Genomic DNA, 25,271 nt, shown 5'->3' with positions numbered 1-25,271 from the left:
ATCAACGACCCCCTCTTGTCATCATTTCCATAAATTCATCAAACAATTCGGTAGCTTCCGTTGGACCAGGAGAACTATCTGGAAAGAATTGAACACTGAAAGCTGGAAAATCTCGGTGACGTAGTCCTTGCACGGAGTGATCAATTAAATCGTAATGCGTTACGATTAAATCATTACGATCTACAGAATTAGGGTCTACCGTAAATCCTTGTCCATGTGAGGCGTACATAATTTCATCTGTGATAACAGATAGAATTGGATGATTAGAACCATGGTGTTCAGATGATAATTCCATAATTTCACAGCCATTCGCAATTGCAAAAGCTTCGTGTCCCAATCCAATCGCAAATAACGGGATATTACGCTCAACAATCTGAATCATCTCAATCACTTCCGGAGGCAAATCGCGCGGATTCCCCGGACCGGTCGAAATAATAACACCATCAGGATCTAAACTAAAAATACTATCCGCAGTAGCTGAATACCCCAGAACTGTTACATTACAATCCCGCTGGCTAAGTTGCCGAAGAATTCCGTATTTAAGCCCTAAATCAACGACTACCACATTTTTGCCATTTCCTGGATTTGGAAAGGCTTTGGGAGTAGATACTTGATTAACCTGTTGATTAGTTAAAACAATAGCTCTTAGCTGATCAAAAGCATGTTCCAAATCCTTAACAGGATCTATAATACTGCCTTTAATGGTTCCGGTTGAACGTAATTTTTTAATCAGAGCACGGGTGTCAATTCCAGAAATTCCTGGAATGTTTTGCCGTTTTAAGTATTCATCTAAAGATAAGCGGCGACGTCGATTAATGGAAACCGCAGCTACATCTCTAACAATGACGCCTTTACAAGTGGGATCAACCGATTCATAGCTCGCCCGATCAATTCCTACAGCACCAATTGTGGGTTCAGAGAAAACAATAATCTGATTATGATAAATTTGATTGGTAATGACTTGTTGATATCCAGTCATTACGGTAGTAAAAACAACTTCGCCAAAGGTGGTTGCTCGCGATCCGAATGCTTTACCCTTAAAAACGGAACCGTCTTCTAATATTAAATATCGGTCTGCCATAATAGCCACCTCCACAGTTAAATCATGTTAATTTTCTAAGAGAACAACGTCTTCATTATCAATTTCGCGGACAAAAACGTTAATTTTCTCGTTTTGTGCTGTTGGAATATTCTTACCCACAAAATCAGCACGAATTGGTAATTCCCGATGTCCACGATCGACAAGAACCGCTAAACTAATTTGAGCTGGACGGTTAATATCCATAATTGCGTCCATAGCAGCGCGGATTGTTCGTCCAGTATAGAGAACATCATCAATCAAAATCACTTTTCGATCCTTTAAATCAAGTTTAGCAAGACTAGAATTAGCTTTAGTTGAACGTGGTTCAGCTGAATTACGTTGATCATCACGGTATTCAGCTATATCCAATTCACCAACTGGAATATCAAAATTTTCAAGTTGTTTCAGACGTTCAGCAATTCGCTTAGCAATAAAAACACCACGCGTTTTTATACCAATCAATACGATGTCTTCGACCCCTTTATTACGTTCGATAATTTCATAAGTAATTCTTGTTAAAGCCCTTTTCATTGCCATGGCATCCATAATTTCTTTTTCCATACTCGCCAAGTCCTCCTTCTTCTTTCAAAAACTCACTAATTCAATTATATCAGTAATTGGAACTCCTAACCTTAATCTAACATTATTTTATAAGTATATAGAAAAAAGAGTTATAACAAAAGACACATTGGTAAATATCAATCTTTGTTATAACTCTTTTTTAAATTCCTCTAAGCTTACTAAGTGTATCTTGAAAAATTTGTGGTGGATCAACTTCAAATACTAGTTCTTCACCTGTACGCGGATGTTTAAATCCTAGTAACTTGGCATGTAAGAATTGACCATTACCTTTTAAGGTATTTCGAGGGCCATAAAGTGGGTCCCCCGCTACCGGATGACCAATATATTTAAGATGAACTCTAATTTGATGAGTGCGCCCGGTTTCCAACTCACATTCAATTAAAGTATAGTCCGTAAAACGTTCTAAAACCTTAAAATGAGTTACGGCTGGACGACCATCTTCAACAATAGCCATTTTTTTGCGATCTTTTTTAGACCTACCGATTGGAGCATTGATTGTGCCAGCTTCTTCCTTGAAATTGCCATGTACGATTGCTAAATACTTTCGTTGGTTCGTTTTAGCTTTCAACTGCGCACTTAAGCTCAGCATTGCTTGATCATTTTTAGCAACCATCAATAGGCCCGAAGTGTCTTTGTCGATACGATGAACAATTCCTGGGCGTAGCTCTCCGTTAACCGTTGCTAATGGTGCATGGTCTAATAAACCATTTACTAATGTGCCATTTTCATGTCCCGGAGCAGGATGTACTACCATACCTTGCGGCTTATTAACGACAATTACGTCATCATCTTCAAACACAATATCTAAATTCATTTTTTCGGGTTTTACACTAACTTCGACTGGATCAGGTAAAGTAACGTCAATTACATCATTTTCTGAAACTTTATACCGATTGGTGGTTGGTGCTTGATTTACTAAAATTTGCTCTTGTTTAATTAAATTTTGGATTTTTGACCGTGTTAAATCTGGATAATGATTGGTAACTACTTTATCCAAACGCCCACTTTCTTGATCTGAAACCACAAATGAAAATTGTTCCATAAACTCTAACTACCCCTCAATTCTTTCGTCGCGAATAATGGCAATGAATAATATGATGACACCAAAAGTTAAGCACATATCAGCAATGTTAAAAATTGGAAAATTGAAAAAGTCAATTTGAAACATATCAACAACGTATTTTAAACGAATGCGGTCAATAAAATTACCCAAGGTTCCTGTAATCATGAGGGTTAATCCCCATTGATATAATAAGTGCTGGCGCTGTGTAACTAGTAAATAGATTAATACGACTAAAGCTACTACGGTGATTAGATAAAAAAATATCTGATTTCCTGATAAAATACTCCAAGCGGCACCATCATTACGTAAATTGGTTAAGGACAATACTCCTGGAATAAAACTTTTAACAGTTCCTAAAGCAATCTGATTACTAACAGCGCTTTTTACCAGCTGATCAATTACTAAAAGTAATAAACCAACTATATAACTAAACCATTTCATAAAACTTTAATTACTAGAATAATCCGGTAATTTCTCCTTTACTATCGATGTCGATATCTAATGCGGCAGGATGCTTGGGAAGTCCTGGCATAGTAAGCACCTTACCAGTTTGAATGACTAAGAATCCTGCTCCTAGTCGAATGTTAATATCGTTAACATGCATAACAAAGTCACTTGGTGCTCCTAACTGTTTAGGATCATCTGAAAATGAATACTGGGATTTTGCCATACAAATTGGGAGATGATCCCAACCATTTGCTACACATTCTTTAATTTTCTTAAGTGCTTGTGGTGAATATTCTACATCACTACCACCATATATTTTTTGAACAATTGTTTTAATTTTGTCTTCGATTCGGCCATTGTTATCGTATAACTTAGTCATTGGTCCCTGATTAGTATCAGCCAAGGCAATCACTTCATTGGCTAAATCTTTAGAACCTGCACCACCCTTGGCCCACGCATCGGTAACAATTGCAGATACACCTTCCGCTTCAATCAACTTAACTAGCGTGTTAACCTCTTGGTCTGTATCACTAATAAAATGATTAATTGAAACAGTTACAGGGATGTTATAACGTTGCATATTTTTGATATGACGTTGTAAATTAATGTAACCTTTTTGGAGAGCTTCCACATCTTCATTTTTTAAATCAGCTAGTTTAGCTCCACCATTGTATTTTAAGGCCCGTACCGTTGCCACAATTACAATTGCATCAGGTTGCTTGCCCAGGACAGGGGTCTTGATATCGAGGAATTTTTCAGCTCCCAAATCAGCTCCAAAACCAGCTTCAGTTACAGTATATTTTGCATGTCGTAAAGCAGTTTTCGTGGCTAAAACACTGTTGCACCCATGAGCAATATTAGCAAAAGGTCCACCATGAATTATGGCGGGAGTATGACCAAGGGTTTGCACTAAATTAGGCTTAATCACATCTTTTAGCAACGTAGCAATGGCGCCACCAACGTGTAGGTCTTTAACAAAGATGGGTTGACCATCATAGTTATTGGCAATCAAAATACGGTTAATCCGTTCCTTTAAATCATTTAAATCTTGGGCTAGGCACAAGATAGCCATTAGTTCACTGGCTACGGTAATGTCAAATTTATCTTCTCGAGGCACACCACTAAAGCGCCCTCCCAATCCAATAACTATATTACGTAGCGCGCGGTCATTAATGTCTAAACAGCGACGCCAAACGATGGTTCGAGGATCGATATTGAGTTCATTTCCTTGCTGAAGATGATTGTCAATCAAAGCTGCTAAAGTATTATTAGCTGCAGTCAAAGCATGCATATCACCAGTAAAATGCAAATTGATGTCGTCCATCGGAATTACTTGGGAGTAACCTCCGCCGGTGGCACCACCTTTCATACCCATAACGGGACCTTGGGAGGGTTCACGTAAGGCAATCATTGCTGACCCCGTCAAGTCATTTAAAGCATCACCTAATCCAACGGTTACGGTCGATTTACCTTCTCCAGCGGGCGTTGGATTAATCGAGGTGACCAGAACCAATTTTCCAAGTTGCGTATTTGGTTTCTCGGAAAAAATATCAATTTTGGCCTTGTAATGACCATAAGGTTCGACTACCTTTTCATCAAATCCGGCTTGTTTAGCAATTGTTTGAATTGGTAACATTTCAGCATTCTGGGAAATTTCAATATCATTCATTAATCTTCTACCCCTTTTTTGTCAAAGCTTTAAATAATTTATCTGATGACTTACGACTCATTAATAGTTTATATCTTTTATTGCCATAGTCAAAACTTAGTGACATTTTGCCTTGCGTTACATTTTTAATTTTACTAATGCTTAAAATTGTGAAATTACTTTTGATTACCCGATTAATAATCAGCTCAGAACCAATTATTTCAACGGTTCGACTGACAGTTTGTACACTGATTACTACAATAAACAATGCAAAAAAAGTCGCCGTAATCCAATTAAATGTTGTTACTTCTAACCAGAAAATAATACCTACAATCAGAATCATTAGAGTCCATGACCAGCTGATCATGTTATTTAAAAAATCTGGCTGATAATAAAAACTTTCTACTTTCTTCATACCATGTACCTCTCTACTTAATGTATGTTGTCAGTGGTTTAGTCAAATCAGTCATATCCAACTCGGGATTTTCTACTAAATCAGCTAATAGTTTTCCAATAATTGGACCTGTAGTTAACCCAGATGAACCTAATCCAGACGCTACCATAATTTGTGGTTGGTTTGGCAAATAGCCAAAGAATGGTGCAAAATCCTCAGTATACGCCCGTGTCCCTACGCGCGTATTCTTGACCATCGATTTATCTAAATTAGAAATCACTCGTTGCCCACTGGCTAATAAATCGTCAATAATTTGATCACTCACTGTTAAATCAAATCCTTGATCATTTTCATGAGTAGCTCCAATGAGTAAAGTTCCATGGTTAGTAGGAATAAAATCTCGTTCACCTTCAGGCATTAAAACGGGAGCATTTGCATTAACTTGGGCTTGCCCAGGAAGCTCTACTTCAATTAACTGCCCCTTTTGAGGACGAGTTAAGGCTTCGATGCCAATATCGCTTAAAGTATCTTTTAGCCAAGCACCTACAGCTAAGACGATTAAATCAAATTTTTCACCATTAACCAGGGTATCTGTTCCATTTTTCGATAAAACAGCTCGTTCATTACGTAATTCGAACTTTGTTTGATTGCGCTGATTCAAAAATTCAACAAATTTTTGTCCATCGATTCGTGCGCCACCCTCAACTAAAACTCCATTATTTTCAGTTTGGATAAAATTAAAAAGTTGTTTGATTTCGGCATTATCAATCCGCCGAAATCCCTCCATTTGAGGAGCGTCTTTAATTCGGTCCTTAGCTAAGGTGAGTAGTGCACTAATCTTTTCATTATTATCTCGTGTATAAATTACGCCACTTTTAAAATAGACTGCTGGAGGCATTCGGTATTTTTCTGCTATTTGGTACATATATTCCGCCCCTTGACGAGCCAAATTGTACCATTTTTTATTTCGACGTTTAGATAACCAAGGAGCAATAATTCCGGCAGAAGCTGTCGTTGCAGTCCCTTTAATACCGTCAAATTGGACGATTTGGTATGCAGGAAATCGCTCTAAAATTTCATTAACAAAAGTTGCGCCAACAATTCCATTTCCAATAACCGCAATTTTCACTATCAAGACCTACCTTTCACGTTTACCCCAGAATTGGAAATAATCAGTTCTCAAAGCACCATTATATAATTTACGTTTTTTAGTGGCTTTTTGACCATAATAATTTTCAAAATCTAAATCACTCGTAATAAAATAACGACTCCAGGTAGTTAGCGAACCCGTTGCAGCCCCTAATTGACGATAAATCTTTCGAACTAACTCTTGGTCCCCCATTCGTTCCCCATAAGGAGGGTTACCAATCATAACACCATTCTTCTTATCAGTTTTAAAGTCCTTAACTGCTTGTTGCTTAAAGGAAATAATTCCAGATAATCCAGCTTCTTCCGCATTTTCAGTTGCAATATCAATCATATTTTGATCAATATCGTAACCAGTGATGTCTAATTCAACATCGTAATTGGCCTTTTCATCTGCAGCAGCACGAACCCGTTCTACCATTTCTTGATCGACAATGGGCCAGTCTTCACAGGCAAAATCACGGTTAAAACCCGGCGCAATATTTTGGCCAATCATGGCTGCTTCAATTAAAACTGTACCAGAACCACAAAATGGATCCACAAGTGGTTTGTCTGGATACCAGTTAGTTAGCAAAACCAATGCGGCTGCCATAGTTTCTTTTAGTGGAGCAGTACCCTTATGTAGTCGGTAACCACGCTTGAATAAACTATCACCCGTTGTATCAAGGGTAATCATGACATGGTCTTTATCAATGGCTACTTCAAGACCATATTTAGCCCCTGTTTCTGGAAATTGATTACGCCAATGGAAAACCTCACGTAATTTTTCAACAACCGCTTTTTTAGTAATAGCTTGAATATCTGGAACACTAAAAAGAGTTGATTTTTTAGATTTACCACTAACTGGAAAAGCTCCATCCACAGGGATCAATTCGTCCCAAGGCAATGCCTTTACAGATTCGAATAAATCATCAAACGTTTTAGCTTCAAACTCACCAACAACGATTTTAATTCGGTCAGCGGTTCTTAACCATAAATTAGTTTTAATAATATCTTCAAAGGTCCCTTCAAAACGAACCCGACCATTTTCAGTTTGAACTTCATAGCCTAAATCTTTTAATTCATTTTTTGTTAAACTTTCTAAACCACTTGCCATTGTGGCAATTAAATTGAATTTCTTCATATTTACTTCCCTATTTATAAATTTTAGTTAAAATAAAAAGCCAGGATAAAAGATAACTTTTACCCTAGCTTTCCTGATTTGTAAATCTCTATAAGCCATGTTTTGTCCAAAATAAATTCTCAGGAAAATTTAAATTTGGGTAATCATCTATCTCCAGACAATGTCTGCCCCCACATTTAGTTCAATTCCAGATGTGAAGCTCCCCTACCATAGTTTGGGTTGCCCGCTCGAGGGGTTTACCGCGTTCCAACTTATTAATTTCTTAATAAGATCGTCTCTGTGGCACTTTTCAAAGCTACTTAAGCATGACCGAAGGCTTTAGCTTGTTCACTTGCCGTCATTTGCAAAGCAAATGCCCCAGCTTATTTTTTCACCAGGCACGAACACTACAAGCATCGCAGCTTGTGCGAGCATGGACTTTCCTCAGTCAGCAGATGCTAACCGCAATTACCCGAGATTTACAAAGTGTTATTAAATTGAATTAGATACGATGTGAACTATTATCAGTATCTTCAAGTTGAGCACCAAACACGCGACGTTCAAGGTTTGACAAACGTTTCAAAACATCTACGTTTGTAGCTCCATTAACTGGTGCTGATTCTTCAACAGTTCCACCAGCAGAAACTTGCTTATTAAGTTCGTCAACTTTGTCAGTTAAACGATCATTTTCATTCTTCATACGTTCAATTTCTTTACCGAAATTTTCGTAATCTTTAATCACTGAATCTAGGAATGTATCCACGTCAGCAGGATCATATCCACGCATCTTTGGTTTGAATTCCTTTTGCAAAATATCTTTTGGAGTAAAATTAATGTTGTCCATCGTTGCACCTCGTCGATTACTTTTGTTCAAATTACCATGTATCATTGTATCAAAGATTTTAAAAAATTCAAAGAATTATTCGTCCTTTTCTTCATATAACATGGATTCTTCTTCTAAATCGTAAAAATCAATCGTTTCTACATTATATGAATTATGTTCTTGAAAGCTTCGAATGGCATTTAAATCAAATTTAGTTTTTCCTTCATGTTCATCATCATACAACAAAAGGGCCTCATCGGTATGGTTTAACATGAAGTTTTGGTAATTTCTTAATTGTTGAGGGTTTTGATAAGGATTTTCGCTAACATTAGCAAAAAAATCTACCTTGGCTTTGATTAAAGCTAGTTTCTCGACTTTTTCTTCTTTCCACTGTTTACCAAAATCACTAAATGGAAACATTAAGGCTGTCTGTAATTCTGGATAATCCATTTTGAGTTCGTTTGCTAATTCAAGCGACCACTGTTCAGTTCCTAATTGTGGCCCAGCAATTATCCACGTGGTGCCAGATTCAACTTTCTCAATTAACTTTCGTTTCAGTGCATTTTGAATTACTTTTAATTTGGGATCCTGGTCTGAAAAAATTGATAATTCATAACTACGATACCCTGTCACCCATAATCTACTCATTAACGCTCACCTCAATCCTAAATTTAGCATAATATTAAATTTTGTTTTATTTTCTATATGATATACGCTTTTTAAACTATTTGTAATCTATCAAACTAAATACCATAGTATAATAGATGAACAGGAGGACGTATCTTTGAAATTTAATTATCCAACTGGGTCAAAAGCAACCACTCCTAAAATGAGCCAAGCCAAGGTTAGCATGCCTCCTATTTACGGTAAAAGAGGTATGTCCTTAGAAGAAGAACTTAATGAAAGTAACGCTTATTATCTAAGCCACGGGGTTGCTGTTATTCATAAAAAACCAACACCAATTCAAATTGTGAAGGTTGATTATCCTAAACGCAGCGCGGCACAGATTAAAGAGGCTTACTTTAGTAAGGCTTCCACTACTGACTATAATGGAGTATATCGAGGTAAGTATATCGATTTTGACGCAAAGGAAACAACCAATTCTACTTCCTTTCCTTTAAGTAATTTCCATGAGCATCAAATTAATCATATGAAGGATTGCGAGAAAGTTGGTGGAATTTGCTTTACAATTATAAAGTTTGTAAAATTGAACAAGATATTTCTACTGAAGACGAAAGATCTTTTTCAGTTTTGGGATAGTAAAGAAAATGGTGGTCGGAAATCGATTCCCCTTTCGGTATTTGAAGAACAAGGATATCAATTGGAATACCAAATGAATCCTTTAATTCCATACCTAAAAGCGGTTGATAAAATTATAGAGAATTTATAAAAAATCGATTTTCTAACAGCAAGGAGATTATCTATGAACAACGGAAATCAGTACCAAAATCGACCCATGCGACGAACGCAACATTCGAAAATGGGTAAACACCCTAAACCCAACCGACATTCTTCCTTAATTAAGAAGTTATTGTTGGCAGCAGTAGCAGTTTTTGTAGCGATGATTATTTTCGGTGGTGGGCTCTTTATGTACTATGCTCAAAGCGCTCCTAAAATCACGGAAGCTAAATTATCGAGTGATAACGCCACTGTAATTTACGATAAAGACGGTAAAGTATTAACTCGTCTGGGATCACAAAATCGTGAATATGTTAAAAAAGACAAGATTCCAAAGACTTTAAAGAACGCGATTGTTTCGATTGAAGATCGTCGCTTCTACAAGAATAACGGTGTGGATCCCATTCGTATTGTAGGAGCAACAGTTGCTAACCTTACAGGATCTTCTTTAGGTCTACAAGGCGCTAGTACCTTAACTCAGCAATTGGTTAAATTATCTGTATTCTCTACGGACGCATCAGATCGAACTTTAAGAGTTAAGGCTCAAGAAGCTTGGTTAGCTTTGAAGGTTGATAAGAAATATAGTAAAGATCAGATTCTTGAATTCTATATTAATAAGGTTTACATGGGTAATGGTATTTACGGTATGCAAACAGCGGCTAAGTATTACTTTGGTAAGTCGCTTGAAAAATTAGATTTAGCTCAATTGGCTTTATTAGCCGGTATGCCACAATCCCCTACTAATTACGATCCGATTAGTAACCCTAAGTATGCTAAGTCCCGTCGAGACACGGTTCTTCAAGCCATGGCTTCTAATAAAGTGATTACTCAAGCTCAAGCAACAGAAGCGCAAAAAGAAAGTATCTCTGATGGACTTTCAGAGACCCATGAAACTTCAACTAACTCAGCTAAGAAAAACAAGATTATTGATCCTTATATTAAACAAGTGTTACAAGACCTTTCTGATAAAGGATTTGATACTGCTAAGGGTGGTTTGAAAGTTTATACTAACATGGACTATGCGGCTCAAAAGAAACTTTATGATTTAGCAAATAATGACCAAACGGTACAATTTAACGATGATGAGCTTCAAATTGGTGCCACGTTAGTCAATAGTAAAAATGGAAAAATCGCCGCGATGATTGGTGGACGTAAAACTGGTGATGTTACTTATGGTTTAAACCGAGCTGTTCAAACTGACCGTAGCTCTGGTTCAACCGCTAAACCACTAATGGATTACGGTCCCGCATTTGAATATCTGAAGTGGTCGACGTATCGAAAAGTTAAAGATACTCCATTTACTTATCCTGGAACAGACACAAAACTTTATGACTTTGATCATAAGTTTAAGGGAACAATGACAGTACGAGATGCGTTAATTCAATCTCGAAACGTTCCTGCGATTCGAACCTTACAAGATGTCGGCATTTCCAAGGCAACAACTTTCCTTGAAGGTTTAGGAATTACAAGTAAGGAACCCTATAACCTTAATAATGGAATTGGGTTGTACATTTCTACACTTCAAACAGCCGCTGCCTATGCTGCCTTTGCTAATGATGGTATCTATCACAAGCCAACTTATATTAATAAAATTGATACTAATAGCGGTAAAACCTATACCTACAAGTCTAAAGGTGTTCGTGCAATGAGTAAGGCTACAGCTTTCTTGATGACATCGATTCTAAAAGGAGTCACAACTGACTCGCAAGGCTCTGGTACTGCAGCTAATATTACTGGCATGAATATGGCTTCTAAAACTGGTACCGTAGCCTATTCGAAGAAAGCTACCGAAGCAAATGACATTCCAAGTTCAGCATCTAGTGATTCTTGGATGGCTGGTTATACCAAGGATTACTCGTTAGCTGTTTGGACTGGTTATGATCATCCAAATACTTCGACTGGTTACCTAACTCAATCACAAACTGAGTTAGCTCAGTATTATTGGAAGTATATGATTTATTACCTATCTCAATACTCTTCCAACGAAGACTGGACCATGCCTTCAACAGTTGGTAAAAAAGGTACTAACCAGTATTATCAAATTGGTGAAGATTATGATGAGACTGGCAAGAGTGATGAATACTCTAAGAACAACAGTAGCAGTAGCTGGTCAAGTTATTCTAGCAAGCATTCAAACTCTTCTTATAGTAGTCGTTATAGTAGTTCTGATGCTGACGACGATGATAGTAGCAGCAACGATACTTCTTCTGAAGATAACTCCAGCACATCATCCTATAGCTCTAACGTAAGCAGTAATGATACGACAAGTGATAGCACTTCTACTACCACTTCTACTTCAACAACTTCTACTAGCTCTGCTAGTGATTCTGAATAACTAAAAAAGATCATCTCAATCAATGAGATGATCTTTTTTAGTTGTCTTTAGTTAATTTAACCAGTGGAATTTGGATATGCTTCTTTTGATTATCTTTATTCGACGAACTCGTATCCTGACTAGTAGGTCGAGAGTTCAAACTATTTTCAACCTGAGCTGGAGTGGTTAAGTGACGTTGTTGCCAATTTAACAAAATTCGATCCATATATTTTAAATTATATGCTTGATTTAATACAGCTTCCTTAAGAGCTAAACGTATTAAATCATAAGAAAAATGGTCGGTATCAATCCATTGCGAAATGGTTTCAATTTCAATTGGCGATAAAGGTCGACCAAACTCAATCTGAATTTGATCATAGATATTATTTTCCTGCTTAGCGGTCGCCACCTTTTCAGTTTCTTCTACTTTATTATCAAATAACGCAATCATTTTTTGATAAAGCAGGCTAAAATCATAAAAATCGGTTAACCGCCCCTGGTCGTCTTTTCGCTGTTTAATTTCTAGAATCTTTTTGTCTTGTAATGCTTGGATGGTCGAAAAGAGGTTTTGACTAGTCATTCCGAGGCTATCAGCAAGTTTATCCATCTGAGGAAACGAATTTCCCCGTGATTGCTCCTTTTTAATCTGTAGATAAAGCAAAAACTCGTCATTTGTCATGCCGAGTTTTGCATAGTTATCTAATAAAAAGTTAGCAATGCTGATACTCCCGTCCTCTAAAAGACTAAGAAGTAAATCTTGCATTTGTTCCTCCTATTAGTATGTTGTAATGGTTTTAAGTTCTTCACCCGTTTTAAAGTTAATCGTTTTAGTAACTAATCTATCTTTTTGGTTGATATAAGAAACCATCCAGACCGGTTTGTTTTTAATAATTCCAAATCGACTAGAAGTAATTTTCTTCAGATTAGGATCACTTTGAACACTAGCGATGGCTTTTTGTTCACTTACGCCTGCCGTTTGGTCATAGACTGTAGCCTTTTTGCCGTTATCCGTAAGCACAACGAAAATACTATTTCCATTAGCCTTGGTTCCAGAGACCGTATATTCAACCTGATTATATACAAATCGAGTTACTCGATCGACTTTCTTTAAATTGGTATTTTTCTTTGCAATTTCGGTTGCTACCTTACTGTCATAGCGCTCTGGTCGATTAATTTCTTGCACGATAATAAATATTGAGCCCACAACCGTTGCAATGACAATAAAGGCGATTAACCAAAATGGATGCTTATTATTTTTTTCTGCCATAATACCCCTCGTCTAACACTAACAAAATGATTATATATCAAAAGTCAGCTTCAAAGAAAGCTATTCTTGATTATTAAAGAAATTATTCACTCTTTCTTTGACTTCATTAATATTACCTAAATTGGCATTTACGCCACTTGGCAGCTGTTTAATAAATAATTTACCATAATCTTTATTAATAATACGGTTATCTAACATTACTGCTACCCCTGTATCATCACTATTACGAATCAACCTCCCGATCCCTTGTTTGAAAGTTAACAAGGCATCTGGTAAGACAAAACTCATAAAGGAGGAGCGCTTATTCTTACGTGCAAATTGAACCATCCGATCTTCCGGTGAGCGGAATGGCAAGCGAGTCACAATTAAATATTCCAAACGATCTCCTGGAAAATCAACTCCCTCCCAAAAAGAGGCTGCTCCAAACAAAATAGCATTTTCTTCATCGTTAAACTCTCGAATGATTTTTGCTTTAGAACCATGGATACCTTGCGCGATAATCCTGCGACTTTCGTTTAAATCAGAATCATGTAGCCTATTATAAACATTTCGCAAGGTTTCTAAAGAATTAAAGAGAACTAGCGTTTGACGGTTAATATCCCTCGTCAACGCTTCAATTGCCTCTGCCAAAAAGTCAGCATATTGATCCTGGTTGCTTTCATAATCAATCGTAAAGTCGCTTTGTAGTACTTCAAAATCTAACTGGTTTTCGAAGTCCACGCCGCGTCTGAAAGTCCGTATCGATGTCTCGGGTTTATGCAAGCCAAATTGGTCTAAGAAGTAACTACGCTTATGTTCAAAGAATAGCGTTCCACCAATTAAAAGAACCTTATGATAAAATGGTTCGATTTTTTGCCGGTAGAATTCTCCCGTATCTAAAATTTCTTTACCAATCCGAATACTTCCCGGATCATGATTTGGACCTAGCGTGATCCAATAAATATTTTGATTGAGATGATCAGTAATTTCTCGAATAGCATCGTAGAATTTCGTTAAATTACTTTGAAAAGCTTTGATTTGAGCCCAATCATCCCTAATTTCCGGAGTAAGTTCTTGGTCTTTAAAAAAGCGATCTAACGCATCAAACTCAATAAATGTATTGGCCAATTCCTGAACCACTTGATGAAATTCGTGCTTAGCCATTTGGTTAATAACATTATTTTTAATGACAATCTCGGCTGGTTGGTTTTCATATAAATTTTTCTTACAAGGAGCCACAAATTTATCAAATAGCTTTTGTTGAATCTCCGTAATTTGAGTATTAATATGCTCGAGACTGTTAACAAAGCGCCGAATATGAAATCCAGCTAAGGGTTGATGTTTAGTCGCTTGAATTAAATTGCGCTTATGGTTCATTACTAAACGACTAACTAACCGATGGGTTTCCATCATCAACTCGTTTAAGTCTAGAAATTTTTGATTCATATTGGAAACAATCGTTGGAAAATGCTGGGCTTCGTCAATCACTAGTAATGGTTGTTGATCAGATTCTCCAATTTCATCGGCGTGTAATGCTAAATAACGATGATTGGTAATAATAAAGTCTGCATACTTCAGCTTTTTCATCGCTCTACGGTAAAAGTCATACTCAAAGAACTTAGATTTCGGGTTAAGCACGGTTTTTCCATGATGTCTTATGCCATCGACGAAGTTAGAAAAGTTAATATGGTGGTTAATTTCATCAAAATCACCAGTATCCGTCTTAGTAAGCCATACCAGAATCTTCATGGCCACCAAGCGAGAATCTTTGCTTAACGTTTGATGGGTAATACTTTTCATGAAGGCTTCTAAATTAAGATAATTACTACTCCCTTTCAGAATTGCAAACTGCATCGGCGTTTCTAAAATAGCATTCAACTGCTGACGTCCTACTGCTAGAACTTGGTTTTGTAAAATGGTTGTAGGTACACTAACAACTACTTTACGCTGTTGTTCACGTGCAATATAACTCAATGGGAATAAATAACCCAAGGTTTTCCCAGATCCGGTAGGAGCTTCAATAACCACATGCTTTTTGAAGCCTTCCGTAACTGAAAACTGTTGATGGGTGAAATTCATAATTGAACCCTGTAATTTACGCCAGCTTAAGGTTCCATTGTATAACTGTTCCTTTTCTCGTTTTCCCCGAGGATAAACCAATTTCTCGTCTGCTTGGTGTTCAGTTTGTAAAGCAATCGGCTTTTTTAAAGCAACGCCATCGACCACCATTAAATCAACATCAATTTTTTGCGGATTTTGTTTGTTCTCATGTAGAGCGTCCTTTAAAATCGATAGCGTTTGGCGTGGTAAGTCTTTTCCTAACTCCACTAAACGTTCTAACGTTACAATGGGAAGTTGTTGGAGATTTTTTTTGATCGCAATTAGCAAATTAGCTGTAGCAATGGCGTCACTATCAGCAGAATGTGGATCATCATGTTCAATTTTTAAATAGCTAGTTAAATCACGTAATCGGTAACCCTTGGTAAATGAAAAGACAATTTGACTGAGGGAAACCGTATCGACAGCTGGAATGTTAAGTTCCGGATATCCACTACGAACCAATTCTTGATTCAAGAAGGGAAAATCGAATTCTACATTATGAGCTACAAAAACAGTATCGACTAATTTTCGATATACTTCATCTACAATATCATTAAATTTAGGGGCATTTTGCACCTGCTCATCGGTGATTCCTGTCAGTTTAGTAATTCCCGCTGGAATCGGTCTTTGCGGATTAACCTTACTTTGAAAGGTATCCACAATTTTTCCATTTTCAACAAAAGCGCATCCGATTTGGATGATTCGATTGTCACCATCGAAATCACTACCTGTCATTTCTAAATCAACGACGGCATACTTTGTTTTATTCATTTCACATCTCCACTTTGTTATCTACCTATTAATTTTACCAAATGTTTACCTTCTCTACATAGAACAATTGTTTTATTTAAGGTATCATTTAATTTGGACCAAAAAGGAGTATCGTCGTGGAAGAAATTATAAAGAGTAGTAATTCAAAAATAATTTTAATTGGCGAACATAGCGTCGTCTATGGACAGCCTGCAATTGCATTACCAATCCGTAATGTTAAAACTACGGTTAAAATCCAACCAACTAATGGCGACATTGAAATCAAAAGCCGCTACTTTAATGGGTCTCTAAATGATATCCATAGTAATCTACTTGGTATTAAAAATCTAATTAAACAAACTTTAAACGAGCTTAATCGCCCCAATACTAATTTATTAATTACCATTGATAGTGATGTTCCAGCCGAACGCGGAATGGGCTCTTCAGCATCGACAGCAGTTGCTCTAGTACGGGCCCTATACGCGTATTTTGAACATCCCTTGACGCGAACGACCCTTCTAAAAACTGTCGATATTTCAGAAAAGATTATTCACGGAAAGCCTAGCGGGCTAGATTCTGCTACTGCAAGTGCTAATAATCCAATCTGGTTTAAAAAAGATGGCACCATTAAGCCATTACCAATCAACGTCGACGCTTACCTCATAATTAGTGATTCGGGAATTAAAGGTAAAACGAGTGAAGCAGTCGAAATCGTTAAAAATAAGCTTCGATTTGACTCTGACAGTAGACTTTTAATCGAAAAATTGGGAGAATTGACTAGTCAGACTGCGACTGTCCTCCGTCAAAATGATGTAAGTACGTTAGGGAAAATTTTAACTGAAGCACATACTAACTTACGTCAATTGGGAGTCAGTCACCCTGCTGTTGAAAAATTAATTAAAATTGCTAATGATTCAGGTGCGCTTGGCAGTAAATTAACTGGCGGTGGTTTAGGAGGATGTGTGATTTCACTTGCTCCTAATCTTCCAGCTGCTGAAAAAATTAGTCAGCAACTTACTGCTGGCGGAGCCACGGCCACTTGGATTGAAAAACTTTAAAAGTAGGTTTCGATACGTATGAATGAAAAACATGGTTTTGCAAGAGCCCACACTAACATTGCATTACTTAAATATTGGGGTAAAATTAACTCGGATTTAATTCTACCCGCTAATGACAGTATTTCTTTGACCCTCGACAAATTTTATACCGATACTGAGGTAACCTTTTCGGATGAATACACTAGTAATCTTTTTTATCTAAATCATCAATTAATCGATGTTAAAAAGATGCAACGTATTAATCGCGTCCTAGAAGCGGTTAAAAGTGAATTTGGTTATCAAGGTTTTGCTAAAATTGAATCTGAAAATCACGTTCCTACTGCCGCTGGCTTAGCCTCCTCAGCTTCAGGCATGGCTGCTCTAGCCGGGGCCGCAGTGAGTGCTTTAGGTTCACATACTGATTTAACTAATCTCTCACGACTAGCACGTTTAGGCTCCGGTTCAGCTTCGCGCTCAGTTTTCGGCGGGATTGTGCATTGGCATCGCGGATATGATCATCAAAGTTCCTTTGCCGAACAAATTGTGTCTGAGGACCAAATAGACTTGAATATGGTTACTATCGTCATTGATCGACGCCAAAAGAAGGTTAAAAGTACGCTAGGGATGCAACATACTGCTAGGACTTCGCCTTTCTATTCTGCGTGGGTGGAAGCTACTAACCAAGCAATCCCAGAAATGATTAGTGCTGTACAAAACAATGATTTTACTAAAATTGGTGAATTAGCAGAACACAGTGCAGCCATGATGCATGCAACGACTTTATCTTCTAAGCCCGCTTTTACCTATTTTGCACCTGAAACTATTCAAGCGATTAAGTTAGTCGAACAACTGCGTGAAAGTGGAATTGAGTGTTACTACACCATTGATGCCGGACCCAACGTTAAAGTTCTGTGTCAATCTAAAAACATTACGCGGGTTAAGCGGTTCTTTGCCAACTACTTTGACCAAGATCAATTAGTCGTGGCTAAGCCTGGTAGTGGAATTAAATTTACTAAAAACTAAGAGGAATTTTAAATTGATAACAGAAAAAGCTCCCGGAAAATTATATATTGCTGGTGAATATGCCATTGTCGAACCTGGCAATAATGCCGTGCTAGTGGCAATTAATCAATTCGTCACTGCCAGCCTTGAACCTAGTAAATTAACCGTCGGAAATATTATTTCTAAACAATATCAAAATAATGTTCTTTCCTGGCGACGTCGTGGTAGTGAATTAGTGGTTGATAACCGGGACAACCCTTATCACTATATCCTTTCGGCTATTTCGATTATTGAAGAACTAGCTGTTTTACTTAATCGTAAATTAAAAACTTATAATTTGTACATCAACAGTGATTTAGATAGTAGTGATGGTAAAAAATATGGTCTAGGAAGTTCTGCGGCCGTAACCGTCGCCACCATTAAAGTTGTGGCCAAATTTTATAATATTCCGTTAACTAAAGAACTACTCTTCAAACTTGCATCAATCGCGCATTTAGACGTGCAAGGAAATGGTTCTTTGGGAGATATTGCAGCTAGCGTTTATGGCGGTTGGATTGCTTACCAATCTTTCAATCGAGACTGGTTAAACAGTATGCGTCGTACTAAAGATTTAGAAACAATCTTAAGAACGCCTTGGCCTCAATTGAAAATTGAATTACTCACTCCTCCATCAGATTTACGCCTTTACATTGGTTGGACGGGCTCTCCGGCCTCCACTTCTGATTTAGTTGATCAAGTTGCTACAACCAGTTATCAAGAAACGGATAGCTATCATGAGTTTTTGACCAAAAGCGCATCTTGTATCAATAAGATGATTGATGGTTTTCGTGATGCTGATATTACAGTTATTCAACGTGAGATCACTAACAATCGGCACCTATTACAAGAGTTAAGCTTATTTAGTGGCGTTTCGATTGAGACCACGACGCTTACCAACTTTTGCGATATTGCTGAAAAATTTGATGGAGCTGCTAAGTCTTCTGGTGCCGGTGGTGGTGATTGTGGCATTGTCATTATGCCCAATTCCACGAAGACAGCAAAAATGTTTGCTGAATGGGAGAAACATAATATCAAACCCCTTGATTTAGATGTTCACCATGTCACAGAAATTAATTAGGAGTTGTCATGAAAAATATTCATTCTCATCGTAAAGATGAACACATTTCATTGGCTGAAAAATTTTACAGCCCAACTGCCAGTGCTGGGTTTGATACAATTCACTTATTACCAAACGCATTACCTGAAACGGGAATTTCAGAGGTTAGTTTAGAAACTACCCTGGCAGGGCTAAAAATGCCCCTTCCCTTCTTCATTCAGGCTATGACGGGTGGAAGTGCCTACACCGCCAAATTAAATGCACGGCTTGCTAAAATTGCGCAAGAAACTGATTTAGCGATGGCCGTTGGCTCTCAATCAGTCGCTTTAAAATATCCTGAACTAGCAGACACATTTAAAATTGTGCGAGAAACTAATCCCCAAGGATTGATTATGGCGAATGTTGGGGCGGATGCCAGTGTTGCTAAAGCGCAGGCAGCTGTAGACATGCTTCAAGCGAACGCCCTACAGTTACATATCAATGTTGCTCAGGAACTAGTTATGCCTGAGGGTGACCGTACTTTTGATTACCTAGATCATATTGCTGAAATCGTTTCTAACCTGAAAGTACCCGTGATTGTTAAAGCGGTCGGTGCGGGAATGACTCATCAAGATGCCCTCGCCCTAAAAAAAGTTGGCGTAAAGTTTATTGATGTTGGTGGTCGAGGCGGTACTAACTTTATTCAAATCGAAAATGCTCGTCGTCACACTAAAGATTTTGATTTTATGACATCGTTTGGTTTAACAACGGTAGAGTCACTTAAATCAATTACGGTTGATGGCTTGTCAATTACCGCTACTGGCGGTATTCGTAATTCAAGTGATATTATTAAAAGTCTGGCTTTGGGGGCTGATAACGTGGGAATTGCGGGCTACTTCCTCCATCAGCTACTCCACCATGACGATACATTTATGGTTGAAATGATTGAGCAGATGAAATACCAATTAAAGAGCCTCTTGGTACTGTTGGGCGCTAAATCTATCAACGAACTTTCTGAGAAAAATTTATTTTAAAAGTGTCGTTAAATATGTTCTCGATTTTGTCGGGGGCATATTTTTATGAGCATCAAATATGGTTTAATTACAAAAAACTCCGTACTGTTATTATTCTCACTAATAACAGCGCGGAGCTTTTTATCTTAACAATTTTATTAGAACACAACTAATTTAAGCATTAATCAATAGCTCACCTTATCTTTTATGACGAACTACCGGTTGAATCGACCACAGTAGAATGTCCATTAACAAACTTATCATAATAAAGGGAGGCCAGAAGAATACAATAAACAATGCAACAATATTTAAAATCAGCGATGCTATCTCTGTAATGTATAAATGCTTCAACCTATCATTGATTTTTAAAACTTCATTTCTCACCATTGAGAAAGAAATGTTGTAAACAATGACGTTGACAGCGTACAGCCAAGCTGCCGTTGATGAGTAGATGTCTGAACCAAACCAGGCTGTGGTAGCTGGTAATAAAGTTGCCCAAAACAATAGAAATATATTGGTATATAGAATTTTATGATTTACTGTTTTCACATGAAGAAATAAATTATGATGGTTAACCCACATGACTGCTAGTATTGTAAAACTAACGATGTATGCAAGAAATGAAGGAGCAATGGCAATAATCGCTCGCATCGAATGATCATCTGTAGGTAGATGTATGTCTAATACTAAAATAGTCATTATAATGGCAATTACGGCGTCCGTAAAAGCCTCAAAGCGTTCTTTATTCATAATAAATTGCATCCTTTTTATCATTTTTTATACCACAATTATAACATTTGTCTATTAAGTCAATAAATATCCAACAGTATCTAGTAGCCAACACATCAAAACAGCTCCTCGATATCTAAAAAATCCCCCAAAATTGGAGGATTTTTTAGATTAATATTTGATATTTAGTAATGGGTTATTTTTGATATCATCAATGGTTTTAGTACCTGCTAGTTGCATCACAATTTCAAGTTCATGGTCTATATGTTCAAATACAGATTGAACCCCTTTGGCACCACCTAAAGCTAATCCATAAATTACTGGACGACCCAAAGCCACGATGTCTGCACCACTAGCCAAAGCTTTAAATACATCTGAACCGCGACGTACACCACTATCAAAGATAATTGGCACTTGCTTATTAACGGAGGTAGCGATATCTTCCAAAACATCAAAAGATCCAGGTCCCCCGTTTAGCTGACGGCCTCCATGGTTTGATACATAAATGCCGGCTGCCCCAGCATCAATTGCTCGAATAGCATCCTCAGGAGTTTGAATTCCTTTAACAATTACGGGTAATTGTGTGTAATCAGCAATTCTTTTAACGTCTTCAGGTCTTATATTTTGAGCTGCAGAAGCGTAGATTTCTTCAATTCCTTTTCCTTGACCATCACCTTCGGAAAACTTAGTTAAGTTAGCCATTGGAAGTGGAAATGCAAACTTATTTTTAATATCAGCTTCTCGATAACCATCAACAGTGGCATCTACGGTCAAAATAATTGCTTTAACATGAGCTTTTTTAGCCTCATCTAGCAAGCTCTCATTAAAATTCCAGTCCTTACTCATGTAAAGCTGGAAAAATTGAGGAGCACCTTCACCAGCAGCTGCCGTATCAGCAATAGAAACTGATGAATATGTGCTTTGTGCCATTAAGCCTCCTACTGCGGCAAGACCTCTAGCTGTATCTTTTTCACCTTGTGAATGTGCTAAACCTTGAGCTGCAGCTGGCGCCATCATTACTGGAGTATTCAATGGAATTCCAAAGATTTCTGTATTTAGTTCTGGTTTTTCGATTCCACTCAAAGCTTTGGGCGCGATTTGTCGATGCTGGAATGCAGTTCGATTTTGTCGGAGAGTCCATTCATCTTCAGAACCACCAGAGATATATCCAAACCCACCAGTTGGAATAATCTTTTCGGCTCTTTCTTCCAAAGACTCCAAATTTAAAATGTCAATTTTTTCTTCACGATCACTTTGTTCATAACCATTAACCATTGTCATAATATATGCCCCCATCCAAATCACTACTAATTTTAAGATTAACTATTCTAAAATTTACTGATAGCAAAGAACAGAATAGTAACAGATTTCTACTTGCTATTTCACTTACTTATTGTAAGTTAATCGTTAATTAAATGCAAGTATTAATCTTTGAAAAAGCTCATTAGTTGTAATAAACTGACGTCGAGATGAATTGATTATTAAACTAACACCCGTTTTGACAACTAAATTAGACTAGTTTTAGAGTGATAACCAAATCTTTCAAATAACTAGAGAGAAGGAACGTAATGAAAATTAAGAATGATTTAATTTACGATGAAATTCACGCTTTAAAAGCTGACTTATACCAACCTGATAATGCTTCCAAGGGCTTGATTATTGATATCCATGGCGGAGGCTGGTTTAGAGGTAATAAAGCTAAAGATCAAGATTTAGCAGAAGCTTTGGTAAGGGACGGATTTTCCGTTATTGTTCCTAACTATCGACTAACTCCAGACGCTTATTATCCAGCACCTTTAGATGATATGGATACTTTATATCACTGGATTAAAACTTCTTCAAAATTGTTTGATAGTGATCGAATTGCCGTAGTTGGCTCATCTGCTGGTGGAAACATGGCTGTCGAAATGGGAATTAAATATGGACTCCCGATTGTTTCTTTGTCTGGGATTCTTGATATTGATGATTGGTTAAATGAGCATACTGCCGTAATTGCTCAACCTGATCATCAACAAGATTTTACAAATTCCAAAAGTTCTGAAATAAACCAGACTGGTCAAAACGACGCTTTTTATAAATGGTTTGTTACTAATTATTTTAACGGAAACTCAGATCAATATTCACTAGCAACCCCCTACAAACATGTCAACAGTCAACCCGGACCGATGTTTTTAGCAAACTCATTAAATGAATTTGTGCCAACAAGTGGCGTTTTAGAAATGGCAAAAATTTTAACTAGTAAAAACGTTCCCTTCGTGGAATGGATGTTACCTGGTACTCAGCATGCAAAAGGATATTTAGAAATCGTATATCCTACTGTTTTAAATTTCCTCAATCAATATATCTAGCTCTCGATTAAAAATAATTGTTACTTTAACAGACTTATCTGGAAGATATATAAAAAAACTACCTTGAAATTTATTCAAGGTAGTTTTTTTCAATTCAAAGTACTACTAATTTTACGTCCAAAGTCAGTATGGTCAAAATTATCAATAATTTGTTTTAATTCTTGATATTTTAGACTAGCCCCAAACAGTGGACTACCAGGTTCAGTCATAATTCCATCAGTGAGCTTATAATGAACCACTTGATCAAATCCCATTGAATCAACAAATTTTGTTACTTCATCAACAGCTGCATGATTATCACCCGTAACGAACAAAGCCTTGCGTTTAGGGTCACCTTTTGGTAAAGCCTCTTCTTGAAGATTGTGGTATCCCATATGATTAAACGTTTTGACAATAGTACTGTCCTTAAAGTAGTTTTGAACTTGCTCACTAGAAGTTAAGGTTGGATCTAGGACCTCCTCGCGAATGCCATCCGTTTCCCACCAGTAGTTCATCGCATCAATCACTAATTTACCTTTAAGTAACGTAGGATCGATATTTTTATAACGGCTTAGTGGAATTGCTAAAATGATAATGTCACTATTAGCGACCACTTCGGCATTTTCAGAAGCAATGGCGCCTGGAACCAGAGTACTAATTGTTAAATCAATTTTATCAACTGAACCTGACCCTGAAATTCGTACTTCATATCCGGCCTTTAAGGCTAACCCAGCCAAAACAATCCCCACTTTACCGGCACCTAAAATTCCGACTCGTTTAATGGTCATTATTCTGCGCCCCCTTTGCTTTTTAAAATCTCTTTAACTCTAGGGATGACTTTTGTGGCATATAGTTCAATCATACGCTCACGTTGTGCAGCGGTCTGATTACCAGCACCATACACTAAGTCAAAGCGACCTAAATTAAGTAAATCTATGGTCCGAGCAATTCGTTGCGCAACCGTTTCAGGATCACCCACATAAAATGAACCAACTTTAGTTTCACTATCAAATTGTTCACGGCTCATAGGAGCCCAACCACGGGTAAGTCCGATTCGATCAAAATTCGCTTTAATATTTTTAAAAGCTACTTCAACGGCTTCATGATTGTCATCTGCAATAAATCCGTGAGAGTGAACCGCAATTGGTAGATCTGGAGTCCCAAATTTTTGGTTAGCTTTGTGATACAAATCAATATACGGTTTGAATCGATCAGCTTGCCCGCCGATAATGGCAATTATGACTTTATAACCAAACCGAGCGGCACGAATAATCGATTCAGGAGAGCCACCAATTCCAATATAAGTTTCCAGCTTACCACTCTCTGTCTTAGGATAAACTTCCTGCTCCTTTAAAGCTGCTCGGAATTTTCCCGACCATGTTACGGCTTTTTCTGTACGTAATTTATCAAATAGTTCTAGTTTTTCATTGAACAAATCATCATAATCAGTTAAATCATATCCAAATAAAGGAAATGATTCGGTAAAGGAACCCCGACCAAGCATCACTTGTGCTCGTCCATTAGATAAGCCATCCAGTGTGGCAAAACGTTCATAAACTCGAACAGGATCATCCGAACTTAAGACTGTTACGGCTGTAGCTAGTTTGATCTTTTGAGTTACGGATGCGATTGCAGCCAAGACAGTTTCAGGACTAGACACACTGTAATCAGGGCGATGATGTTCACCGACTCCAATCACATCGATTCCATACTTATCAGCAATTTCGCCTTCGTGAACAATTTGTCGAATCGATTCAGCGGCTGATTTTAAACTACCATCTTCATTGGCAACAATATCACCAAAAGTTTCAATTCCAAATTCTAATTTATCTACGTTTACCATGATTAATCCCTCCGTTTACTTACTTTTTGTAAGTTAATAAAGTTAGATTAATACATTTGTCGCAAAAAAGCAACATTTAATGCTGATAAACTTAAGTCATATTGCCATAGTACTTGTAAATATTTAATAAACGTTATTTTAATTTTTGCAT

The 25,271-nt window shown here is 37.3% G+C and carries 24 protein-coding genes and 1 other RNA gene; 7 read left to right on the top strand and 18 right to left on the bottom strand.

Annotated features, from left to right (window positions below; genetic code table 11):
- Window position 1 precedes the first annotated feature (1 nt).
- From IV86_RS02950 to IV86_RS02905, 11 genes are all read right to left on the bottom strand, one after another.
- Window positions 2–1,081, bottom strand: a complete 1,080-nt coding sequence (locus IV86_RS02950) for a carbamoyl phosphate synthase small subunit (protein WP_002833059.1) — start codon at window positions 1,079–1,081, stop codon at window positions 2–4.
- Window positions 1,082–1,108: 27 nt separating this feature from the next.
- Window positions 1,109–1,642 (bottom strand): bifunctional pyr operon transcriptional regulator/uracil phosphoribosyltransferase PyrR, encoded by a 534-nt coding sequence (gene pyrR, locus IV86_RS02945; protein ID WP_056979343.1) that lies wholly within the window; start codon window positions 1,640–1,642, stop codon window positions 1,109–1,111.
- A gap of 160 nt (window positions 1,643–1,802) precedes the next feature.
- Entirely contained in the window at window positions 1,803–2,705 is a 903-nt protein-coding gene (locus IV86_RS02940) for an RluA family pseudouridine synthase (RefSeq protein WP_011673359.1), read from the bottom strand.
- A gap of 9 nt (window positions 2,706–2,714) precedes the next feature.
- The gene (lspA, locus tag IV86_RS02935) at window positions 2,715–3,167 is read right to left on the bottom strand and encodes a signal peptidase II (RefSeq protein WP_011673358.1); all 453 of its coding nucleotides are present in this window, start codon (window positions 3,165–3,167) and stop codon (window positions 2,715–2,717) included.
- 13 nt (window positions 3,168–3,180) lie between these two features.
- Window positions 3,181–4,842 (bottom strand): formate--tetrahydrofolate ligase, encoded by a 1,662-nt coding sequence (locus IV86_RS02930; protein WP_056979342.1) that lies wholly within the window; start codon window positions 4,840–4,842, stop codon window positions 3,181–3,183.
- A gap of 7 nt (window positions 4,843–4,849) precedes the next feature.
- Window positions 4,850–5,236, bottom strand: coding sequence for an EbsA family protein (locus IV86_RS02925; RefSeq protein ID WP_023440352.1), 387 nt, complete (start codon window positions 5,234–5,236; stop codon window positions 4,850–4,852).
- Between the two features lie 13 nt (window positions 5,237–5,249).
- The gene (locus IV86_RS02920; protein ID WP_056979341.1) at window positions 5,250–6,344 is read right to left on the bottom strand and encodes an NAD(P)/FAD-dependent oxidoreductase; all 1,095 of its coding nucleotides are present in this window, start codon (window positions 6,342–6,344) and stop codon (window positions 5,250–5,252) included.
- Window positions 6,345–6,353: 9 nt separating this feature from the next.
- A complete protein-coding gene (locus IV86_RS02915; protein ID WP_002833052.1) occupies window positions 6,354–7,484 on the bottom strand; it encodes a THUMP domain-containing class I SAM-dependent RNA methyltransferase in 1,131 nt (376 codons plus the stop codon).
- Between the two features lie 86 nt (window positions 7,485–7,570).
- An RNA gene (gene rnpB, locus IV86_RS08580) (RNase P RNA component class B) lies at window positions 7,571–7,943 on the bottom strand.
- Between the two features lie 22 nt (window positions 7,944–7,965).
- Window positions 7,966–8,307, bottom strand: a complete 342-nt coding sequence (gpsB, locus tag IV86_RS02910) for a cell division regulator GpsB (protein ID WP_056979340.1) — start codon at window positions 8,305–8,307, stop codon at window positions 7,966–7,968.
- Between the two features lie 75 nt (window positions 8,308–8,382).
- A complete protein-coding gene (locus IV86_RS02905; RefSeq protein WP_002833050.1) occupies window positions 8,383–8,934 on the bottom strand; it encodes an SLOG family protein in 552 nt (183 codons plus the stop codon).
- A gap of 136 nt (window positions 8,935–9,070) precedes the next feature.
- On the opposite strand from IV86_RS02905, the gene recU reads away from it, so the two are divergent.
- Window positions 9,071–9,676 (top strand): Holliday junction resolvase RecU, encoded by a 606-nt coding sequence (gene recU, locus IV86_RS02900; protein ID WP_002833049.1) that lies wholly within the window; start codon window positions 9,071–9,073, stop codon window positions 9,674–9,676.
- Between the two features lie 33 nt (window positions 9,677–9,709).
- On the top strand, window positions 9,710–12,019 hold the full coding sequence (locus tag IV86_RS02895; RefSeq protein ID WP_056979339.1) for a PBP1A family penicillin-binding protein: 2,310 nt from the start codon (window positions 9,710–9,712) through the stop codon (window positions 12,017–12,019).
- A gap of 37 nt (window positions 12,020–12,056) precedes the next feature.
- On the opposite strand, the gene IV86_RS02890 is transcribed toward IV86_RS02895, so the two are convergent.
- From IV86_RS02890 to IV86_RS02880, 3 genes are read right to left on the bottom strand one after another with little or no spacing between them, the layout of a single operon-like run.
- Window positions 12,057–12,761 (bottom strand): DnaD domain-containing protein, encoded by a 705-nt coding sequence (locus IV86_RS02890; protein WP_002833047.1) that lies wholly within the window; start codon window positions 12,759–12,761, stop codon window positions 12,057–12,059.
- A gap of 12 nt (window positions 12,762–12,773) precedes the next feature.
- Window positions 12,774–13,265 carry a cell wall elongation regulator TseB-like domain-containing protein gene (locus IV86_RS02885; RefSeq protein ID WP_002833046.1) on the bottom strand — a complete coding sequence of 164 codons (492 nt, stop codon included), beginning with the start codon at window positions 13,263–13,265 and terminating at the stop codon, window positions 12,774–12,776.
- A gap of 60 nt (window positions 13,266–13,325) precedes the next feature.
- A complete protein-coding gene (locus tag IV86_RS02880) occupies window positions 13,326–16,115 on the bottom strand; it encodes a helicase C-terminal domain-containing protein (RefSeq protein ID WP_056979338.1) in 2,790 nt (929 codons plus the stop codon).
- Window positions 16,116–16,231: 116 nt separating this feature from the next.
- Here IV86_RS02880 and mvk point away from each other — a divergent pair, with 116 nt between their 5' ends.
- From mvk to fni, 4 genes are read left to right on the top strand one after another with little or no spacing between them, the layout of a single operon-like run.
- The gene (mvk, locus tag IV86_RS02875) at window positions 16,232–17,152 is read left to right on the top strand and encodes a mevalonate kinase (protein WP_002833044.1); all 921 of its coding nucleotides are present in this window, start codon (window positions 16,232–16,234) and stop codon (window positions 17,150–17,152) included.
- An 18-nt stretch (window positions 17,153–17,170) separates the two neighbouring features.
- Complete coding sequence (mvaD, locus tag IV86_RS02870) at window positions 17,171–18,154, top strand: diphosphomevalonate decarboxylase (RefSeq protein ID WP_002833043.1); 984 nt, start codon at window positions 17,171–17,173, stop codon at window positions 18,152–18,154.
- Between the two features lie 13 nt (window positions 18,155–18,167).
- Window positions 18,168–19,250 carry a phosphomevalonate kinase gene (locus IV86_RS02865; RefSeq protein WP_002833042.1) on the top strand — a complete coding sequence of 361 codons (1,083 nt, stop codon included), beginning with the start codon at window positions 18,168–18,170 and terminating at the stop codon, window positions 19,248–19,250.
- Between the two features lie 8 nt (window positions 19,251–19,258).
- A complete protein-coding gene (gene fni, locus IV86_RS02860) occupies window positions 19,259–20,242 on the top strand; it encodes a type 2 isopentenyl-diphosphate Delta-isomerase (protein WP_002833040.1) in 984 nt (327 codons plus the stop codon).
- 177 nt (window positions 20,243–20,419) lie between these two features.
- Here the strand turns inward: fni and IV86_RS02855 are convergent, their stop codons facing one another.
- Window positions 20,420–20,971 carry a TMEM175 family protein gene (locus IV86_RS02855; RefSeq protein WP_029257943.1) on the bottom strand — a complete coding sequence of 184 codons (552 nt, stop codon included), beginning with the start codon at window positions 20,969–20,971 and terminating at the stop codon, window positions 20,420–20,422.
- 150 nt (window positions 20,972–21,121) lie between these two features.
- Entirely contained in the window at window positions 21,122–22,231 is a 1,110-nt protein-coding gene (locus IV86_RS02850) for a lactate oxidase (protein WP_002833038.1), read from the bottom strand.
- Window positions 22,232–22,518: 287 nt separating this feature from the next.
- On the opposite strand from IV86_RS02850, the gene IV86_RS02845 reads away from it, so the two are divergent.
- Window positions 22,519–23,298 (top strand): alpha/beta hydrolase family protein, encoded by a 780-nt coding sequence (locus tag IV86_RS02845; RefSeq protein WP_002833037.1) that lies wholly within the window; start codon window positions 22,519–22,521, stop codon window positions 23,296–23,298.
- An 89-nt stretch (window positions 23,299–23,387) separates the two neighbouring features.
- On the opposite strand, the gene IV86_RS02840 is transcribed toward IV86_RS02845, so the two are convergent.
- Both IV86_RS02840 and IV86_RS02835 read right to left on the bottom strand, forming a co-directional pair.
- Window positions 23,388–24,068 (bottom strand): NADPH-dependent F420 reductase, encoded by a 681-nt coding sequence (locus IV86_RS02840; protein ID WP_029257941.1) that lies wholly within the window; start codon window positions 24,066–24,068, stop codon window positions 23,388–23,390.
- Window positions 24,065–25,120 carry an LLM class flavin-dependent oxidoreductase gene (locus IV86_RS02835; RefSeq protein WP_002834583.1) on the bottom strand — a complete coding sequence of 352 codons (1,056 nt, stop codon included), beginning with the start codon at window positions 25,118–25,120 and terminating at the stop codon, window positions 24,065–24,067. Before IV86_RS02835 ends, IV86_RS02840 begins: the two co-directional genes overlap by 4 nt.
- Window positions 25,121–25,271 lie beyond the last annotated feature (151 nt).

The sequence above is a fragment of the Pediococcus pentosaceus genome, assembly GCF_001437285.1.
Lineage (GTDB): Bacteria > Bacillota > Bacilli > Lactobacillales > Lactobacillaceae > Pediococcus > Pediococcus pentosaceus.
The sequence above is the reverse complement of the archived record's forward strand: the minus strand, read 5'-3'. Positions and strand labels throughout refer to the sequence as shown.

Excerpts from the sequence above, each read along its gene's own strand:
- IV86_RS02950 (WP_002833059.1), bottom strand. The coding sequence starts at position 1,081 with ATGGCAGACCGATATTTAATATTAGAAGACGGTTCCGTTTTTAAGGGT.
- pyrR (WP_056979343.1), bottom strand. The coding sequence starts at position 1,642 with ATGGAAAAAGAAATTATGGATGCCATGGCAATGAAAAGGGCTTTAACA.
- IV86_RS02940 (WP_011673359.1), bottom strand. The coding sequence starts at position 2,705 with ATGGAACAATTTTCATTTGTGGTTTCAGATCAAGAAAGTGGGCGTTTG.
- lspA (WP_011673358.1), bottom strand. The coding sequence starts at position 3,167 with ATGAAATGGTTTAGTTATATAGTTGGTTTATTACTTTTAGTAATTGAT.
- IV86_RS02930 (WP_056979342.1), bottom strand. The coding sequence starts at position 4,842 with ATGAATGATATTGAAATTTCCCAGAATGCTGAAATGTTACCAATTCAA.
- IV86_RS02925 (WP_023440352.1), bottom strand. The coding sequence starts at position 5,236 with ATGAAGAAAGTAGAAAGTTTTTATTATCAGCCAGATTTTTTAAATAAC.
- IV86_RS02915 (WP_002833052.1), bottom strand. The coding sequence starts at position 7,484 with ATGAAGAAATTCAATTTAATTGCCACAATGGCAAGTGGTTTAGAAAGT.
- gpsB (WP_056979340.1), bottom strand. The coding sequence starts at position 8,307 with ATGGACAACATTAATTTTACTCCAAAAGATATTTTGCAAAAGGAATTC.
- IV86_RS02905 (WP_002833050.1), bottom strand. The coding sequence starts at position 8,934 with ATGAGTAGATTATGGGTGACAGGGTATCGTAGTTATGAATTATCAATT.
- IV86_RS02895 (WP_056979339.1), top strand. The coding sequence starts at position 9,710 with ATGAACAACGGAAATCAGTACCAAAATCGACCCATGCGACGAACGCAA.
- IV86_RS02890 (WP_002833047.1), bottom strand. The coding sequence starts at position 12,761 with ATGCAAGATTTACTTCTTAGTCTTTTAGAGGACGGGAGTATCAGCATT.
- IV86_RS02885 (WP_002833046.1), bottom strand. The coding sequence starts at position 13,265 with ATGGCAGAAAAAAATAATAAGCATCCATTTTGGTTAATCGCCTTTATT.
- IV86_RS02880 (WP_056979338.1), bottom strand. The coding sequence starts at position 16,115 with ATGAATAAAACAAAGTATGCCGTCGTTGATTTAGAAATGACAGGTAGT.
- mvaD (WP_002833043.1), top strand. The coding sequence starts at position 17,171 with ATGAATGAAAAACATGGTTTTGCAAGAGCCCACACTAACATTGCATTA.
- fni (WP_002833040.1), top strand. The coding sequence starts at position 19,259 with ATGAAAAATATTCATTCTCATCGTAAAGATGAACACATTTCATTGGCT.
- IV86_RS02855 (WP_029257943.1), bottom strand. The coding sequence starts at position 20,971 with ATGAATAAAGAACGCTTTGAGGCTTTTACGGACGCCGTAATTGCCATT.
- IV86_RS02850 (WP_002833038.1), bottom strand. The coding sequence starts at position 22,231 with ATGACAATGGTTAATGGTTATGAACAAAGTGATCGTGAAGAAAAAATT.
- IV86_RS02845 (WP_002833037.1), top strand. The coding sequence starts at position 22,519 with ATGAAAATTAAGAATGATTTAATTTACGATGAAATTCACGCTTTAAAA.
- IV86_RS02835 (WP_002834583.1), bottom strand. The coding sequence starts at position 25,120 with ATGGTAAACGTAGATAAATTAGAATTTGGAATTGAAACTTTTGGTGAT.